The following is a 15629-nucleotide window of genomic DNA, read 5'->3' on the forward strand; positions in this document are numbered from 1 at the left end:
ATTTCCGACCGTCGAAGATCTGGGAAATCCTGCGCGAGATGCTGACGAGCTGGGACATGATGAAACGGCGCCTGCGCGAAGGCGTCGAATTCTTCCGCTTCCTGCGCGCCCACCAAGCGTGATCGCCGCGCATCTGCTCGCCGTCACGCTGGCCTACGCGTGCGCGGCGTGCGCGGTCTTCGGTATCGTTTACACCGTGCTGGCCGGCGTGCTGATCGGCCGGTTCTTCGCACGGCCGGTGTCCGAGCCGACCAGCTTCCCGCCGGTCACAGTCGTCAAACCCTTGCACGGCATTGAATGGGCGCTGCTCGCCAACCTGTCGAGCTTTTGTCAGCAGGACTATCCGGGCCCCGTGCAATTTCTGTTCGGCGTGCACGAATCGACCGATCCCGCCTTGCAAACCGTCGACGAACTGCGGCGTCTGCATCCCGAGGCGGACATCACCGTGGTCGCCGATGCGCGCCTGTACGGCCCCAATCGCAAAATCAGCAACATCCTCAATATGCTGCCGCAGGCGCAGCACGACGTGCTGGTTTTCGCGGACAGCGACGTGAGCGTCGGGCCGGACTATTTGCGCAACGTGATCGGCGAATTGCAAAAACCGGACGTCGGTCTCGTGACCTGCGCTTATCGCGGGCAGCCCGATCCGGGGTTCTGGCCGCGTCTGTCCGCCAAGGCCACCAACTATCAGTTTTTGCCGGGCGTGGTGATGGGGCTGGCGCTCGGTCTAGCGCGCCCGTGTTTCGGGCAGACCATCGCGATGCGCCGCGACACGCTCGAAAAGATCGGCGGTTTCACGCCGTTCGTCCGGCATCTGGCCGAAGATCACGCGATCGGCGAAGCGGTGCGGATGATCGGCGAAAAGGTGATGATTCCGCCGTTCACGATCACGCATGCCTGCGTCGAAACGAGTGCGGCGCAACTGGTCGCTCACGAACTGCGCTGGAGCCGCACGATCCGCAGCGTCGATCCGCTTGGTCATCTCGGCTCGGCGCTGGTTCATCCGCTCGCCTTCGCGTTGCTCGCGATTGCCTTCTCAGGGGGCGCCAAGTGGGGCTGGCTGCTCGCGCTGGTCGCCGTGTGCGCGCGGCTCATGCTGAAGTTGCTGTCCGATCGGGCGCTGCGGCAAGCGCATCGCGACCTGTGGCTGCTGCCATTGTGGGATATCGTGTCGTTTGCGATTTTTGTGGCGAGCTTCTGCTCGTCGCGCGTGATCTGGCGCGGTTTCAGCTTCAAGGTTGACGGCGACGGCCTGCTGTCGGCGGCTCAGGACGAATGACGCACGGCGGATGGCGCACGGCGGATGGCGCACGGCGGATGGCGCACGGCGGATGAAGCACAGCGGATGAAGCACAGCGGATGAAGCACAGCGGATGAAGCACAGCGGATGAAGCACAGCGGATGAAGCACAGCGGATGAAGCACAGCGGATGAAGCACAGCGGATGAAGCACAGCGGATGAAGCACAGCGGATGAAGCACAGCGGATGAAGCACAGCGGATGAAGCACAGCGGATGAAGCACAGCGGATGAAGCACAGCGGATGAAGCACAGCGGATGAAGCACAGCGGATGAAGCACAGCGGATGAAGCACAGCGGATGAAGCACAGCGGATGAAGCACAGCGGATGAAGCACAGCGGATGAAGCACAGCGGATGAAGCACAGCGGATGAAGCACAGCGGATGAAGCACAGCGGATGAAGCACAGCGGATGAAGCACAGCGGATGAAGCACAGCGGATGAAGCACAGCGGATGAAGCACAGCGGATGAAGCACAGCGGATGAAGCACAGCGGATGAAGCACAGCGGATGAAGCACAGCGGATGAAGCACAGCGGATGAAGCACAGCGGATGAAGCACAGCGGATGAAGCACAGCGGATGAAGCACAGCGGATGAAGCACAGCGGATGAAGCACAGCGGATGAAGCACAGCGGATGAAGCACAGCGGATGAAGCACAGCGGATGAAGCACAGCAGATGAAGCACAGCAGATGAAGCACGGCAGATGAAGCACGGCAGATGAAGCACGGCCAATGAAACGGAACGGATAGACAGAACAGCGGGTTGGGTCAGCAATGAAGCGTAGTTATTTCGAAAACGGTGGCGAAAGCGGTTTGAAGCGCAAGCGAAAGGTGCACGCGTGATGAAACATCTCGGCCGCGTGGCCGCGCTAGCCGGCTTGCTGGTTTCGCTGTGGCTGGTCTGGCAAGGCAACCCCGGCGCCGTGCTCGGCGCGCTGCGCACCGCAGGCGCCGGCCTGCTGCTGGCCGCCATCGCGCATGTGCTGCCGATGCTCGCCAATGCCGCCGATTGGCGCTCGCTGATTCGGGGCGCGAACCGGCCGAGCCTTGCCGCGATGCTGCATCTGGTGTGGGTACGCGAATCGGTCAATTGCATGCTGCCGGTCGCCCGCGTCGGCGGCGAGGTCGTATCGTTCCGGATACTCAAGCGCTGGGGTGTGCGTCCGTCGACGGCGGTCGGCAGCATCATCGTCGACATGCAGCTCACCGTGATCAGCCAGCTGCTGTTCACGATGGTCGGCATCGGCTTTCTGTTCGCGCACGCGCATTCGGATACGCTGCGCCTGGCGGGACAGCTGGCGTGGGGCGTGGTGGTGCTGACCCCGCTGCTGCTGCTGTTCGCACTCGTGCAGCACGCCAATCCCTTCGAGCGCATCACGCGCGTGCTCAATCGCATGACGAGCGGCAAGCTTGCCGCACTGGTCGGGCAATCCGCCCAGATCGATCAGGCCATCAAGCTGATCTGGCGCCGGCGCGGCGTGGTGTTGCGCTACCTGTTCTTCTGGCAGCCGCTGCAGTGCTTCCTGACCTCGCTGGAGATCTGGCTCGCGCTGCATTTCCTCGGCGTGCAGATCACGCTTGTCGAAGCGGTGGTGATCGAATCGCTGATTCAGGCGGTCAGCAGCGCGGCGTTCTTCGTGCCGGGCGGGCTGGGCGTGCAGGAGGGCGGTTTCATTCTGATCGGCGGCGCGCTGGGCCTCGATCCTTCAATCTGTCTCGCGCTGGCTGGCGCGCGGCGCATTCGCGACCTGCTGATCTTCGTGCCGGGACTCTTTGCGTGGCAGTTCGCCGAGTCGTCGACTCGCGCGCCCAGGCGGGCCGAGCTTTCGGAGCTTGCGGAGCAGGGGAGCGTTCGCGAGGCGAGCCAGCGCTGATTGAGTACGCGCCGGGCGCCGGGCGGAAGCAGCGAGCGCCGGGCGGAAACAGCACAACCAACACAAGCAGCGATCAGCCTCCCAACCCAGCCTCAGCGCGCGTCCCCAAAAGCCGGAAACGACACTTCGACGGCGAGCCCGCGCTCGCCGATACCCGTGCCTAGATGCAGGCTCGCATCGAAATGCTCCGCGATCCGCGCGACGATCGACAGGCCGAGGCCGCTGCCGGTCGCCTGATTGCCAGTCGCACGATAGAAACGATTCGTCAGATGAACGAGATCGGCGGACGCGACGCCAGGCCCGTCGTCACGCACCGTGAGCCGCACTCGGTCGAGCGCGTGCTGCACGGCAACCTCCACGCGGCCGCCGGCGCGCCCGTACTTGATCGCGTTGTCGAGCAGATTGTCGAGCAGGATGCCGATCAGCACCGGTTCCGCGTTGATCTCGGCGCGCAGGTCGCCGGTCAGGGTCACGTGAATGTTTTTTTGCTGCGCATTGCGCTCGTTGGCAAGCAGCGCGTCTTTGGCGACCGCAGCGGGCTTGAGCGGCGCGCTCGAGAGTTTCTCGTGCGCGTCCAGCCGCGCGAGCAGCAGCAATTGCTCGGCGAGCCGCGCGCTGCGGTCCACCCCTTGCACCACGCGCTCCATCGCCAGCCGCTGCAATGCGGCGTCCGGCTCGGCCAGCGCGACTTGCGCCTGCACCTTGATCGCCGCGAGCGGCGTTTTCAGTTCATGGGCGGCGTCCGCGGTAAACGCGCGTTCGCGCTCCAGCGAGCGCCGCAAGCGCGACAACACCAGATTGATTGCATCGATCAGCGGCCGCACCTCGGTGGGCGAATGGCCGATGTCGATCGGTTCCAGCCGGTTGATGTCGCGCACGCGGATCGCGTCCGACAGGATCTTGAGCGGCGTCAGGCTCCAGCCGATGCTGAACCACACCAGCAAGGCCAGCACCGGCAGCGCAAGCAGCGTGGGCCGGGCAATCCGGTTCGCGACGCCGCTCACCAGATCGCTGCGCGTATTGGCCGGTTCGAACACGCGCACGATGTGGCCGAGCGCCGTGTTGCGCAGAGTGAACGAGTGCCACGCCTTGCCGCCCAGCGTGATGGTTTGTGCGCCGCTGACCGCCGGCACCGGCAGATCCCACGCCTGCAACGCACGCAATTGCGGGCTGCCCGCCAGCACCTCGCCGTTCGCGCTGCGCACCTGGAACAGCGCGTCGCGCGGCAGGCTGTCGTCGTCATCTTCGTTGCTGGCGCCGGGGTCGCCGCCTTGTTCTTCCTCCCGCACGTCGATCCGCGCATTGGCGAGCGTGATCAGACTGCTCTCGTCGAGCAGCGCGAGGATTTGGGCCAGTTCGGCGAGGCGCGCGTCTTCCCATTCGCTGACTTCACGGGTCGCCTGACGATAGCTCGATACCAGCGCGACGGCCCAGATCAGCGCGATGCAGGCCAGTATCAGCAGCATCAGCCGACGGCGTATCGACGACATCACGCTTTCTCCACCACGTAGCCGATGTTGCGAACCGTTCTGATCAGTTTCGCGCCGAGCTTCTTGCGCAGATTCGACACATGCACTTCGATGGCATTGCTTTCGATTTCTTCCTGCCATCCATACAGGCTTTCTTCGAGGCGCGAACGCGACTGGGGAATACCCTGATTGGTCAGCAACTGCATCAGGATCGCCCATTCGCGCGAGGTGAGGAACACGCGTGTGTCGCCGATCTCGACCGTTTGCGCGGCCGGGTTGACGGTCAGCTCCCGATAGCGGATCACCTCGACGCTGCGCCCTTGCGCGCGGCGCAGCAAGGCCCGGCAACGCGCGATCAGCTCGGTCAGATCGAACGGCTTGCCGAGGTAGTCGTCGGCGCCGGCTTCGAGCCCGCCGACGCGATCGATCACCGTGCCCTTCGCGGTCAGCACCAGCAGCGGCACGTCGTTGCCCGCCTCGCGCAGGCGCTTCAGGATTTCCATGCCCGACACCCGGGGCAGGCCGAGATCCAGTATCACGAGCGCATAGGCCGTCGTGGCGAGCGCGAGATCGGCCTTGTGACCGTCGCGCGCCCAGTCGACCGTGAAACCGGCCTGACGCAGCCCCGCTTCGATACCGCAGCCGATCAGGTCGTCGTCTTCTACGAGGAGTATGCGCATGAGTCAGTTCATTCCGTTCAGGGTGCGGCCTTGATCCGGCCCCGCCGCGCCGCCTTCAAGCAAGCACCGGGCCATATGGCGAAGTGTAACGATGATGTTCGGCACCCGGTTTATACCGCCATCTTCCTTAAGGTTTCCTTCAGTTTGAATCGATACTATCGCCCCTCAGCAGGCCGCTGTCGCGCGGCTCGGCATGAGCGCGCGCGAGCGGCATCGCGTTGCTGGATTTTCGCAATGCAATCGTAAGCACATCGACGACATGCACGACGGGCGCCTGTTTGCGCATCCCTGGCGCCGTGCATATCGTCAGGTCACGAGACCAAGCCATGAAGCCAGTCACCGTCGACATGCTGCGAGCCCATCTGATGGCGGCTTCGCTCACGGCCATGTGCGCCGAAGCCCTCGCGTCGCTCGCGCTGCTGGTCTTGCCGATTTCCCCGCACGCCTTCAGTTCCACGCCGTTCCGGTTGTTCGCGCTCGGCTCGATCATCGGCGGCGTCGTTGCGATGCGGTACTTCGCGCAGGTTTCGTTCGGGCTTGCGATCCGGAGCCGGCACGCGAGCTCGCGCGGCTGGACAGCGCGGCCCGTCTCGGTGGCGGCGAGTTGCCCGCGGCGGTGGCTCGTCATTCTCCATCTGCGCTTTACGGGCAGACCGTTCGTGCTCGCCGAGCACTAACGGAACCAGGCAATGGCGGCCCATACATTGACAGTTTGCCAATGGTTGTTGCTCGTCGGATGTGGCGCGGCTTCGCTGTACGCGATGCTGGCGGCGGTGGCCATGCCTTTCTTCGCGGCGCGCCGCGGCGGCGCCGCAGGGTGCCAGACCGATCCCTTCACGAATGTCGGCGTGAGCGTGCTCAAGCCGCTGTGCGGCGCGGAGCCGCGTCTCTACGAAAACCTCCGGACCTTCTGCGAGCAGCGTCACGGGCACTTTCAACTGGTGCTCGGCGTGTCCTCGCCCGACGATCCCGCGATCGCCGTGGTGCGGCGTCTGCAGGCTGCGTACCCGCTGCACGACATCGAACTCGCGGTGGATACGCGGGTGCACGGCAGCAATCTCAAGGTCAGCAATCTGATCAACATGGCCGAGCGGGCGCGTCACGACGTGATCGTGATTGCCGACAGCGACATCGCCGTCGAAGCCGACTATCTCGACACTGTGGCTGCGCCGCTGGCCGATCCTCGCGTAGGCGTGGTCACGTGCCTTTACGTGGCGCAAGGCGTCGGCGGATTCTGGCCGCGCGTCGGCGCGCTGTTCATCAACGAGTGGTTCGCGCCTTCGGTGCGCGTCGCGCACGCGGCCGGGTCGCGCCGCTTCGGCTTCGGTGCGACGCTGGCGTTGCGTCGCGAGACGCTCGAGCAGATCGGCGGCTTCGACGCGCTGAAAAATTGTCTCGCCGACGATTACTGGCTCGCCGAACATGTGCGCGAACTGGGGCTGCAGACGGTCTTGTCGCGTGTGATGGTGGCCACCGACGTGATCGAGCCGACTTTCGCCTCGTTGTGGCAGCGTGAGACGCGTTGGCTGCGCACGATTCGCTCCGTGAACCCGCTCGGGTTTGCTTTTTTGTTCATCACGTTTCCGTCGCCGTGGATTGTGGCCGGTGCGTGGCTGACCGGCAGCCTGGCGGTGAGGTCTTACGACGGCGTGCATCTGTGGGTGGCGCTGGCGAGTGCTGTCTGCACCGCGACCGGATTTGCCGCGCGCATGTTGCTTCATCTGCGTAGCGCGCGGCATGAGCGCAGGTTCTGGCGGGATTTGCCGCTTGTGCCGTTGCGGGATGTGTTGCTCGCCGCGCAGTGGCTGGCCGGGGCGTTCGGATCACATGTGGTTTGGCGCGGCGCTCGAGTGCCGGTTGGCGGAGGTTCTGCGCCCGCGGCGCGGAGGGCGGCCTTGAGGGTGATGGAGACGTCTGACGGAGGGTAGGTGTTTCGCTATGGGCGTGGTTTGCCTACCTGCGCTTTTTTATGGCGCCGAGTAGGCAAAGGGAGAAATCAGATCACCCGTTTCATCAGCAACTTCAACAGCACGGGCAATAACAACAACACCAATGGCAACTGCACGATCAGCCCGGAAATAATCGCGATAGCCAACGGCTACTGTATAGCCGACCCTTGCCCAAGGGCAAAAGCAAGCGGCAGCAGCGCCAGAATGGCGGCAATGGTGGTCATGGCAATCGGCCAATCGGCCGCAACCGATTCCTTCCGGCCGCGATCAGCGCCTCTTCGAACTTCATGCCCTCGTCCCGCAGGAGGCCCTGCAACTCCGATACATAAAAAATCGCCACCTCGGTCACGATACCGATAATCATCGTCATCCCCATCATCGCGGAGATGTTCAACTCGATGCCGGTGAGCCACAAGCCGATGAATACCGCGCCCGCAGCCAGCAACGGCATCGCCATGACCGCCGTCGCGACGCGGAAGCGCTCGTAGAGAAACAGCAGCAAGCCGAACACCAGCGCGATGGCCGCGCCGAACACGGTCGAGAGTCCCTTGAAGGCGATCTGCTGTTGCTGGTACAGGCCGCCCAACTCGTAGTAAACGCCGTCCGGCAACAGATTCCTGTCGCCCAGCGTTTTCTGCACGTCGGCAATCGTCGAGCCGAGGTCGCGGCCGTCGCGCCCGGGCGGTCTCGGTCCTGGTGGAAGGCACCGTCGCGACGCAATTCCAGAGCAGGCCGAAGACAGTCGGCGTACGGGTACGCGTGGGGGGAGCCATGAAGCTGACCGATACGCGGCTGGGCCAGTTGCAGATCCACGCGCCGGACGGTCACCTGTTCGCGCTCAACCGCGTGGCCGAGCAGGTGGCCGTGACCGGCCAGCCGGAGATCAGCCGCGACAATCTCAAGCGGATGGGATGAGCTTATGAGAGGCTTAACCGGCGTTTAAGCGTCCCATAAGCTTTCCATAAGGAAACGTTAAGCTGACGAACGGAACAATGCGGGCAACCTGGACAGAGGAGAGGCCATGCGGCTGTTATTAGTCGAAGACGACGACATGATTGCGGAGACCGTACTGGGCGCGATGCGCCGCGCGGGCTACGCGATCGATTGGGCCGAAGACGGCCGCACTGCGGAGTTGTCGCTCGGCAACGGCGTGTACGACCTCGTGCTGCTGGATCTCGGCTTGCCGAAGAAAGACGGCATCGACGTGCTGAATGCATACCGCAAGGCCGGCGGCGCTGCACCGGTGATCATCCTGACCGCGCGCGACTCGGTGGACGAGCGGATTCGGGGCCTCGACGCAGGCGCCGACGACTATCTGATCAAACCATTCGATCTCGATGAGCTTGCCGCGCGGGTGCGCGCGCTGTTGCGGCGGCGTACCGGCCAGAAGCAGCCGGTGTACGCGCACGGCGAGCTCACACTCGACCCGGCGGCGCACGAGGTGACCAAAGACGGCGAGCCGATGGCGCTCGTGCCGCGCGAATTCGCGCTGCTGCAGGCGCTGATCGAGGAGCCCACACGCGTCTTCACCAAGGCCGAGCTCGAAGAAAAGCTGTACGGCTGGGGCGAGGAGGTGGGCAGCAACACGATCGAGGTGCATGTGCACAGCTTGCGGCGCAAGATCGGCGCGGACCAGGTGGTGACCGTGCGCGGCGTCGGTTATCGCCTGAAGAGGTGCGGATGACGTCGATTCGCCGCTGGCTGCTCGGCTGGCTGATTTTCGGCATGGCTGCAGCCTCGGGTGTGGCCGGCTACGGCATCTTTCATACGGCGCGGGAGGAGGCGAGCGAACTGTTCGACTACGAACTGCGCACGGTGGCGCTGTCGCTGCCGTCGAACCTCCAGGGCCCGTCGGATGTCGAGCATCGCAGCCCCGATCTGGGCGATCTCGCCGACGACCGCGTCGTGATCGAAATCTGGGACCGTGCCGGCAAGCTCGTTTATCACTCGATGCAAGTGCCGATGTTTGCGCGCCTGCGCGAAGGTTACAGCACGGTCGAGCGCGGCGAATATCACTGGCGCGCGTTCGGGTTGCAGCAGCCGGACCGCTATATCCAGGTCGCGCAACCGGTGTCGGTGCGTGAGGATCTCGCGCTGACGCTGGCGCTGCATACGCTGTGGCCGCTTGGCTTGCTGCTGCCGGTGACGATCGTGCTGGTGCTGCTGGTGGTCGCGCGCGGGCTCGCGCCGATTGGCAGCTTGTCCCGCGCACTGGCGACCCGTTCGATCGACTCGCTGGAACCCCTGCGTCTGGACGGTGCGGTGCCGGTCGAAATCCGGCCGCTGGTCGAGGCACTCAATGATTTGCTGAAGCGGTTGAATACTGCGTCGCAGGCGCAGCGCACTTTTATCGCCGATGCCGCGCACGAGCTGCGTTCGCCGCTGGCCGCGCTGAAGCTGCAACTGCAGGCCGCCTCGCGCGACGGCACGTTAAAGGGCGAGGGGCAGGCGCTGGAGCGTGTCGAGGAGCGGGTCAACCGGATCATCCATCTGGTGCAGCAGTTGCTGACGCTGGCGCGCGAGGATGCGCATCCGGTGACGTCGATGGTGCCGGTGAGTTTGCGCCGGATCGGCGAGCAGGCGGTGGGCGATTTTTCGCTGCTTGCCGAGACCAAGGAGATCGATCTTGGGCTCGAGTGCGAGCAGGCGCGCACGCCCGGCGACCCGTATACCGTGCTGGCCGAGCCGCATGGGATGACGGTGTTGCTGGGCAATCTGATCAATAACGCGATTCGGCATACGCCGCGCGGCGGCAAGGTCGACGTGGTGTTGAAGCGCTCTGGAAACCAGGTGGGAGTGGAGGTGGTGGATAGCGGGTCCGGGATTCCCGAGCCCGAGCTCGAACGGGTTTTCGATCGGTTCTATCGAGGCGAGGAGGCGCAGGGCGAGGGCAGTGGCCTGGGGTTGGCGATTGTCTCGCGGATCGCGCAGAGGCATCAGATGACGCTGGCATTGCGAAATAACGCTGGGCGTAGCGGCTTGTGTGTGGATGTGTTCGGCCTCACGGCGTATGAGGCTTGAGATTCCCGTGTAATCTCACTGCGGAAGAACGATTGCCGGGCAAACCTTTGCGGCCCGCTGCCGGCGTCGTCATGAACCTGGAGACTCGCTGCTACAATCTCGTCTTTCTCGATCGACTGTGCGCCATGGGTTTCGAACAACTCGCTGAACTGAAAAAGCAACTTGCCGCGGCACGGGCCGAAGCGGCCCCCGCCGCGCCTGCCGCGAAGCCTGGTGCGAAGGCCGCTGCAAAGCCGGGTGCGAAGCCCGCCGCAAAGGCTGGCGCGAGGCCCGCCCGCAAGCCGCCGCAAGAGCGCCGGGCTGCGCCTGCGCCGGCGCCGGACGCGAAACCCGTTGACCCGGTGGTCAAGACGATCGGGAGGCTGCAAAAGCGCTTCCCCATTGCGTTTCCAAAGAATCCGGCACCCAAGCTCCCGCTGAAGGTCGGCATCTTCGAGGACCTCGTCGTTCACGCGAAGGAATTGTCTTTGAGCGAAGCCGAGTTGCGCGACGCGATCAAAACCTGGTGCCGCGGCAGCCGCTACTGGAAGTGCCTCGTCGAAGGCGCCGCGCGCGTCGATCTGACCGGCAGTGAAGCGGGAAAGGTGACGGCACAGGAAGCCGCCGGCGCACAACGCCTGCAGGCGCACCGGGCAGCTAAAGCCGCGCCTAAAGCAGCCAACCCGACGGCGACGTCGCCGGCCGACTCGCAAGCCAACGCGCAAGCCGACTCGCAGACCAACGCAGCCGAGTCACAAGGCGAGCCGCAGACCAACGCGCAGACCGAGCCGCAGACCAACTGACAAGCCGAGCGGCGGACCGAGTCGCATGTCGGTATGAAGGCCGATGCACAGCAAGCTGACTCGACGGCCGGCTTGGCGGTCGGATTCAGAGGCCTGACAGCCGGAACCTCGTCTAGTGCGGGCTGCCTTGCCCCGACGCCGACGCCGCGAGCCGGGCGCGCACAAAACCGACATGCTCGCGCAGCACGTAAAAAGCGTCGGCAAAGGCAAGCGGCATGCGCAACTGGTTAAGCGACTCCTCGATATGATCGAGTTCCTCGAAGAGCGCTTTGCGTTCGTCATCGCTCGAGTCGGTGGTGAGCGCGCCGCGTTCGATCGCAATCAGCGCACCGTAATATCGATAGATGCGCGAGCGCACGCGCCATTGGTACAGCGCGGGTATCAGGCGCATCGCCGGGAATAGCAGCACGGCCATCGGCAGCAGCAGAACAAGCGTGCGGTCGCCGATACTGGCCAGCCAGAACGGCAGGTTGCGATACAGAAAACTTTTTCCCGTCTTGTAGTAGCGCTGTGCGTCTTCGCTGATCTGATATTCACGGGCGACCGGATTGGGGAATTCGCCTGCATGCTGCAGGAGCCCCGGCATGCCGTGAACTTCCTGCGCGGCTTCGATCACGAGGTCGGAGATGGCCGGGTGCAGATTGGTGCGGGCGACGATTTCAACAGTCGGGCTGACCAGGTGGACGGTGTCGGGCGGGATTCTGTGCTTGAGATCCAGCACGCCGGGCGGCAGGTCGAGCTGGTCGAGATACGGAAAGAGACGTGTATAAGCGCTCGCCTCGTCGAAGTTCATCACCGAGATGCCGGGCACCTTCAGGAGCCTGAGCATCAAGCCACGGGTCGCCGAGTCGCCGTTCAGGATCGCGGCGTCGACATCGCCCGCAACGAGTTGGGTGGCGGCCTGCAGGCCGTCGCTCGGCACCAGCACGGTGTCGCCGCCCGGCTCGATGCCGTTTGCTTCCAGCAGCTTGAGCGCGAGCAACCGGGTGCCGCTGCCTTCGCGGCCTACCGCAATCCTTTTGCCCTCCAGTTGCGAAAGCTGGGTCACGCCTGTCCCGCGATAGAACACCACCACCGGTATATAGAAAACGCTGCCGAGCGACATCAGCGATGAGGTGTCCATCCCATCCGCCACGCCGCCTTGCACGAGAGCGAGATCGACGTGCTGTTTCGGGTCCAGCAGCCGCTGCAGGTTTTGCACGGAGCCATCGGATTCCAGCACCTTCAGCGTGATGCCGTTGTGGGCGAGAATTTTCTTGTATTGCTCGGCGGCGACGAGGAATGAACTGTCGTGCGGACCCGCGCTCATCGTGATCGTCTTTGGCGGCGCCGGATCGACCAGCCAGACGATCAGCGTGACCACCAGTACCACGAGCGCGGCGACGATCGCATACGGCAAGGTGTGATCCCGCCATTCGGCATGCGATTGATCGCCTGTGAGATTCGGGGGACGCGGGCGATGCGGTTTCATGGGCACTCCGTGCCGGTAGCCGGGATGATGCATTTTCCACTGTCCGCCGCGGCTTTGCCGTCGGCAGTGTGCTCTATTGACTGACGAATGGAAAACGCCGGGAGCGGAGGCCACGGCGGTCTCGCCGGCGCAGGTCCGAATGATCGTTGACGGGCCGCTCGAGCCGCTATTCAGTTCGCCGACCGTTACCGATGCAGGCAGCAAGCAGATCGACACGGAGAAGGCGGTGGTGGATTCGCATCAGCCGGCGGCTACGACAGTCATGTTGCCGACAATGGCGGCCGGCCGTTACATCGTGCATTGGGTGGCCGCGGCGGCAGATGGGCATCGCACGCATGGGGGCGATGCGTTTGATGCGAGATAGCCTGTTATGGGTTATTGCCTGCGGCGCTGGTTTTTCTTTTCTTTTGTTTTTGTTATTGGGTTAATTAGCGTTCCCCCTGTGCAGGGGCAACGCTAATTAACCCAATCAATCCGCTACCCGCTTATCGGCAAGCGCATTCTGACAATCGGCCAGAACCTGCCTCACCAGCCGCGCTTGCGGGTCCAGCTCATCCGTGTCGAGGATCTCTTCGACCGCGTCCCGTGCCCACTCGGTATCGACAAACTTTGCATGCCGGCGCGCAATCTCCAACGCCAGTGCCGACAACTTGGCCACGCTCAGCCAGTCCGCCTCCCGCATGCGGCGGTCCAGCCATTTGTGCGCAGCCTGCACGTGAAATGCGGCGTCAGGCCACTCCTCGTTCAGGTAATAAGCGCCAAGGATTCCGCAGGTGAGCCAACATAGCAGCTCCAAACGGTCCCGTGGACTTAAATGGTGGCGTACATCACTCATGGCGACGCTCGCGGCGGTAAAGTGCTTCAGGTCAGGACGGCAGAGCAACTCCCTCTACCTTCATTAAACAATATCACGTGCTGTTGCGCTGCGGAATATCCGTAAACACGCCAATTCACGGTAATCGATCATACGGTTCGGGATCAGAGGCACTGCGCGCGCAAACACGTCGCGGCATGACTCAGATCGCGCTCGATGGCGCTGCGTACTCCCGCGGAATCACGGGCTTTCGCCGCCTCCAGCAGGTCGTCGTGCGCGTCGTTGAGCGTGCCGGCAAATTGCGCGTCGCCGAACAGCAGGTTCGAAATCGGCCCCACCTGAAGCCATACTGTTTCGATCAGTTCGAGCAACAGCGGTGAGCCACTCGCACGGTACAGAATCAGGTGGAACGCCTCGTTGGCGTCGAGGTAGCCCTTGGCGTCGCCCGCCCGCAGCGCCTGCGCCATCACCTCGTTCAGTTTTTCCAGCGTCGCGAGATCGTGCTCCGTGAGGTGCGGGACGCCCAGTTCGGCGGCCTGGCCTTCGAGAATCAGCCGCACACGCAACACGTCGTCGAATTGCTCTTTCGACAGACGCGGCACCGTCACGCCGCAATTGGGCACGTTCACCAGCGCGGATTCGGCCGCGAGGCGTTGCAAAGCGGAGCGCACCGGCATCTCGCCCACGCCGAGTTCCGCCGCGACGTGACGGATCTTGATGCGCTCGCCCGGCACGAAGCGACCGATCGTCAGCCACTGCCGCAGCGTTTCGTACGTCTCGTCCTGCAACGTGTGATGGCGCGATGTTTTCATAAAACTCGATACATGATCGCAAAAAAGGTCGACAGTCTAGCGCCGCTCGCGCCCGCTCGCGGGCTCAGGTCAGCTCGGCCAGGCAGGCGTCGAAGGCGGCGATCAGCTGGTCGGCGTCGGCCGCCGACGTGTCGGGGCACACCAGAATCATGTTGTGAAACGGCGTGATCAGCACGCCGCGGTTGAGCAGGTACAGGTGCACGATATGTTCGAGCTCAGGATCGAGTTGCTGGCCGGCTTCGGTGCCGTTGCGCGGCGGCGTCGCCGAGAACTGGAATTCGGTGCGGGCGCCGATGCGCGTCACGCACCACGCCAGACCGTGACGCGCGATCACGCTTTTGAGCCCGGTTTCGATGCGCGCGGCAAGCGCGAACATGTGCTCGTAGGCGGCCTCGGTCATCACCTCGGCGAGCGTTGCACGAATCGCGCTCATCGCCAGCGCGTTCGCGGTCAGCGTCGTGCCGATGCCGGAGTGGCCCGGCGGCGCGCTGCGCTTGGCCTGCTGCGCGCGGCTCGCGAGTTCGGCGCTAAAGCCGTACACCGCGCACGGCACGCCGCCGCCGACCGGCTTGCCGAGGATGAACAGGTCAGGCTCGAGGCCGTGTGCAGCCGAATAGCCGCCCGGGCTGCTGCTGATGGTGTGGGTTTCGTCGATCGCGAGCAGCGTGCCGTAGCGGCGCATCAGCGCCTGCGCCTCGCGCCAGTAGTCCGCTTCCGGCAGCACCATGCCGATGTTGGTCATCGCGGGTTCGGCCAGCACGCAGGCCACGTCGCCGTCTTTCAGCGCGTTTTCCAGCGCGGCGAGGTCGTTGAATTCGATCACGCGCGTGTAGTCGAGCAGATCGTGTACCTGGCCGATCAGGCTGTCGCGCTGCACCGGCTTGCCGTCGACCAGGTCGACGAAGACGTCGTCGACGGTGCCGTGATAGCAGCCGTTGAACACGACGATCTGCTTGCGGCCGGTCGCCGCCCGCGCCCAGCGCAGCACGAAACGGTTGGCGTCGCTCGCGGTCATCGCGAACTGCCAGTACGGCAGGCCAAAGCGGCGCGCGAGCTCTTCGCCGACCCACGCGGCGTCTTCGCCCGGCAGCATGGTGGTCAAGCCGCGCCCGGCCTGGGCCGCCAGCGCGCGCGCCACCGGCGCGGGCGAATGGCCGAACATCGCGCCGGTGTCGCCGAGGCAGAAATCCGCATAGCGATGGCCGTCGACGTCCGTAAACGCGGCGCCGCGCGCCTCGTCGACGTACAGCGAGAAGGGCGTCGACCAGTCGTTCATCCAGTGCAGCGGCACGCCGAACAGCAGATGGCGCGCCGCGCGTACCGACAGCGCGCGCGACTTCGGCATGGCCTCGGCGAACGCGCTGCGTTCGCGTTCGAGCAGCGCCTGCGCCCGCTCCCAGTTGACGCCATAACGGGTATTCAATCGAGCCTCTTCAGTTGATGGATTCATAAAACGCT

16 protein-coding genes are annotated in these 15629 nt (G+C 64.3%); 9 read left to right on the forward strand and 7 right to left on the reverse strand.

The genetic code is table 11. The annotated features are described in order from the left end of the window. Positions 1–118 precede the first annotated feature (118 nt). Both hpnI (DLM46_RS30060) and DLM46_RS30065 read left to right on the forward strand, forming a co-directional pair. Positions 119–1279 carry a bacteriohopanetetrol glucosamine biosynthesis glycosyltransferase HpnI gene (gene hpnI / locus DLM46_RS30060; RefSeq protein WP_115106770.1) on the forward strand — a complete coding sequence of 387 codons (1161 nt, stop codon included), beginning with the start codon at positions 119–121 and terminating at the stop codon, positions 1277–1279. Positions 1280–2141: 862 nt separating this feature from the next. Beyond that, positions 2142–3173 carry a lysylphosphatidylglycerol synthase domain-containing protein gene (locus DLM46_RS30065; RefSeq protein WP_115106772.1) on the forward strand — a complete coding sequence of 344 codons (1032 nt, stop codon included), beginning with the start codon at positions 2142–2144 and terminating at the stop codon, positions 3171–3173. A gap of 92 nt (positions 3174–3265) precedes the next feature. On the opposite strand, the gene DLM46_RS30070 is transcribed toward DLM46_RS30065, so the two are convergent. Together DLM46_RS30070 and DLM46_RS30075 are read right to left on the reverse strand one after the other, a co-directional pair. Then, positions 3266–4663, reverse strand: a complete 1398-nt coding sequence (locus DLM46_RS30070) for an ATP-binding protein (RefSeq protein WP_115106773.1) — start codon at positions 4661–4663, stop codon at positions 3266–3268. Next, positions 4663–5322: a response regulator gene (locus DLM46_RS30075; protein ID WP_115106776.1), complete on the reverse strand. Its 660-nt coding sequence runs from the start codon at positions 5320–5322 to the stop codon at positions 4663–4665. Before DLM46_RS30075 ends, DLM46_RS30070 begins: the two co-directional genes overlap by 1 nt. Before the next feature lie 326 nt (positions 5323–5648). Between DLM46_RS30075 and DLM46_RS30080 the strand changes: the two genes are divergently transcribed. Together DLM46_RS30080 and hpnI (DLM46_RS30085) are read left to right on the forward strand one after the other, a co-directional pair. Then, on the forward strand, positions 5649–5999 hold the full coding sequence (locus tag DLM46_RS30080) for a hypothetical protein (protein WP_115106778.1): 351 nt from the start codon (positions 5649–5651) through the stop codon (positions 5997–5999). A gap of 12 nt (positions 6000–6011) precedes the next feature. Then, complete coding sequence (gene hpnI / locus DLM46_RS30085; RefSeq protein WP_115106780.1) at positions 6012–7250, forward strand: bacteriohopanetetrol glucosamine biosynthesis glycosyltransferase HpnI; 1239 nt, start codon at positions 6012–6014, stop codon at positions 7248–7250. Between the two features lie 241 nt (positions 7251–7491). Here hpnI (DLM46_RS30085) and DLM46_RS30090 read toward each other — a convergent pair whose 3' ends face one another. Then, positions 7492–7911, reverse strand: a complete 420-nt coding sequence (locus DLM46_RS30090; RefSeq protein ID WP_425274029.1) for an efflux RND transporter permease subunit — start codon at positions 7909–7911, stop codon at positions 7492–7494. Positions 7912–8042: 131 nt separating this feature from the next. On the opposite strand from DLM46_RS30090, the gene DLM46_RS40590 reads away from it, so the two are divergent. The 4 genes from DLM46_RS40590 to DLM46_RS30110 all read left to right on the forward strand — a co-directional run bounded on the left by DLM46_RS40590 (position 8043) and on the right by DLM46_RS30110 (position 11074). Then, positions 8043–8186 carry a hypothetical protein gene (locus DLM46_RS40590; protein WP_244306420.1) on the forward strand — a complete coding sequence of 48 codons (144 nt, stop codon included), beginning with the start codon at positions 8043–8045 and terminating at the stop codon, positions 8184–8186. Positions 8187–8292: 106 nt separating this feature from the next. After that, entirely contained in the window at positions 8293–8955 is a 663-nt protein-coding gene (locus DLM46_RS30100; RefSeq protein ID WP_115106782.1) for a response regulator, read from the forward strand. Beyond that, positions 8952–10292, forward strand: coding sequence for an ATP-binding protein (locus tag DLM46_RS30105; protein ID WP_115106783.1), 1341 nt, complete (start codon positions 8952–8954; stop codon positions 10290–10292). Before DLM46_RS30100 ends, DLM46_RS30105 begins: the two co-directional genes overlap by 4 nt. 125 nt (positions 10293–10417) lie before the next feature. Further along, entirely contained in the window at positions 10418–11074 is a 657-nt protein-coding gene (locus DLM46_RS30110) for a ProQ/FinO family protein (protein WP_115106882.1), read from the forward strand. Positions 11075–11186: 112 nt separating this feature from the next. Here the strand turns inward: DLM46_RS30110 and DLM46_RS30115 are convergent, their stop codons facing one another. Beyond that, positions 11187–12545: a TAXI family TRAP transporter solute-binding subunit gene (locus DLM46_RS30115; RefSeq protein ID WP_115106785.1), complete on the reverse strand. Its 1359-nt coding sequence runs from the start codon at positions 12543–12545 to the stop codon at positions 11187–11189. Between the two features lie 76 nt (positions 12546–12621). Between DLM46_RS30115 and DLM46_RS30120 the strand changes: the two genes are divergently transcribed. After that, entirely contained in the window at positions 12622–12909 is a 288-nt protein-coding gene (locus DLM46_RS30120) for a copper resistance protein CopC (RefSeq protein ID WP_279635238.1), read from the forward strand. Positions 12910–13014: 105 nt separating this feature from the next. On the opposite strand, the gene DLM46_RS30125 is transcribed toward DLM46_RS30120, so the two are convergent. From DLM46_RS30125 to DLM46_RS30135, 3 genes are all read right to left on the reverse strand, one after another. Continuing rightward, positions 13015–13380 carry a hypothetical protein gene (locus DLM46_RS30125; RefSeq protein ID WP_115106884.1) on the reverse strand — a complete coding sequence of 122 codons (366 nt, stop codon included), beginning with the start codon at positions 13378–13380 and terminating at the stop codon, positions 13015–13017. Between the two features lie 143 nt (positions 13381–13523). Beyond that, positions 13524–14171, reverse strand: a complete 648-nt coding sequence (locus tag DLM46_RS30130) for a GntR family transcriptional regulator (RefSeq protein WP_115106787.1) — start codon at positions 14169–14171, stop codon at positions 13524–13526. A gap of 64 nt (positions 14172–14235) precedes the next feature. Then, positions 14236–15594 carry an aspartate aminotransferase family protein gene (locus tag DLM46_RS30135; RefSeq protein ID WP_115106789.1) on the reverse strand — a complete coding sequence of 453 codons (1359 nt, stop codon included), beginning with the start codon at positions 15592–15594 and terminating at the stop codon, positions 14236–14238. Positions 15595–15629 lie beyond the last annotated feature (35 nt).

This window comes from Paraburkholderia lacunae, from assembly GCF_003353175.1.
Lineage (GTDB): Bacteria > Pseudomonadota > Gammaproteobacteria > Burkholderiales > Burkholderiaceae > Paraburkholderia > Paraburkholderia lacunae.

What these genes read in the sequence shown, in the direction of transcription:
- DLM46_RS30065 (WP_115106772.1), top strand. Translation starts at nt 2,142, where the DNA reads ATGAAACATCTCGGCCGCGTGGCCGCGCTAGCCGGCTTGCTGGTTTCG.
- DLM46_RS30070 (WP_115106773.1), bottom strand. Translation starts at nt 4,663, where the DNA reads ATGTCGTCGATACGCCGTCGGCTGATGCTGCTGATACTGGCCTGCATC.
- DLM46_RS30075 (WP_115106776.1), bottom strand. Translation starts at nt 5,322, where the DNA reads ATGCGCATACTCCTCGTAGAAGACGACGACCTGATCGGCTGCGGTATC.
- DLM46_RS30080 (WP_115106778.1), top strand. Translation starts at nt 5,649, where the DNA reads ATGAAGCCAGTCACCGTCGACATGCTGCGAGCCCATCTGATGGCGGCT.
- hpnI (WP_115106780.1), top strand. Translation starts at nt 6,012, where the DNA reads ATGGCGGCCCATACATTGACAGTTTGCCAATGGTTGTTGCTCGTCGGA.
- DLM46_RS40590 (WP_244306420.1), top strand. Translation starts at nt 8,043, where the DNA reads ATGAAGCTGACCGATACGCGGCTGGGCCAGTTGCAGATCCACGCGCCG.
- DLM46_RS30100 (WP_115106782.1), top strand. Translation starts at nt 8,293, where the DNA reads ATGCGGCTGTTATTAGTCGAAGACGACGACATGATTGCGGAGACCGTA.
- DLM46_RS30105 (WP_115106783.1), top strand. Translation starts at nt 8,952, where the DNA reads ATGACGTCGATTCGCCGCTGGCTGCTCGGCTGGCTGATTTTCGGCATG.
- DLM46_RS30110 (WP_115106882.1), top strand. Translation starts at nt 10,418, where the DNA reads ATGGGTTTCGAACAACTCGCTGAACTGAAAAAGCAACTTGCCGCGGCA.
- DLM46_RS30115 (WP_115106785.1), bottom strand. Translation starts at nt 12,545, where the DNA reads ATGAAACCGCATCGCCCGCGTCCCCCGAATCTCACAGGCGATCAATCG.
- DLM46_RS30125 (WP_115106884.1), bottom strand. Translation starts at nt 13,380, where the DNA reads ATGAGTGATGTACGCCACCATTTAAGTCCACGGGACCGTTTGGAGCTG.
- DLM46_RS30130 (WP_115106787.1), bottom strand. Translation starts at nt 14,171, where the DNA reads ATGAAAACATCGCGCCATCACACGTTGCAGGACGAGACGTACGAAACG.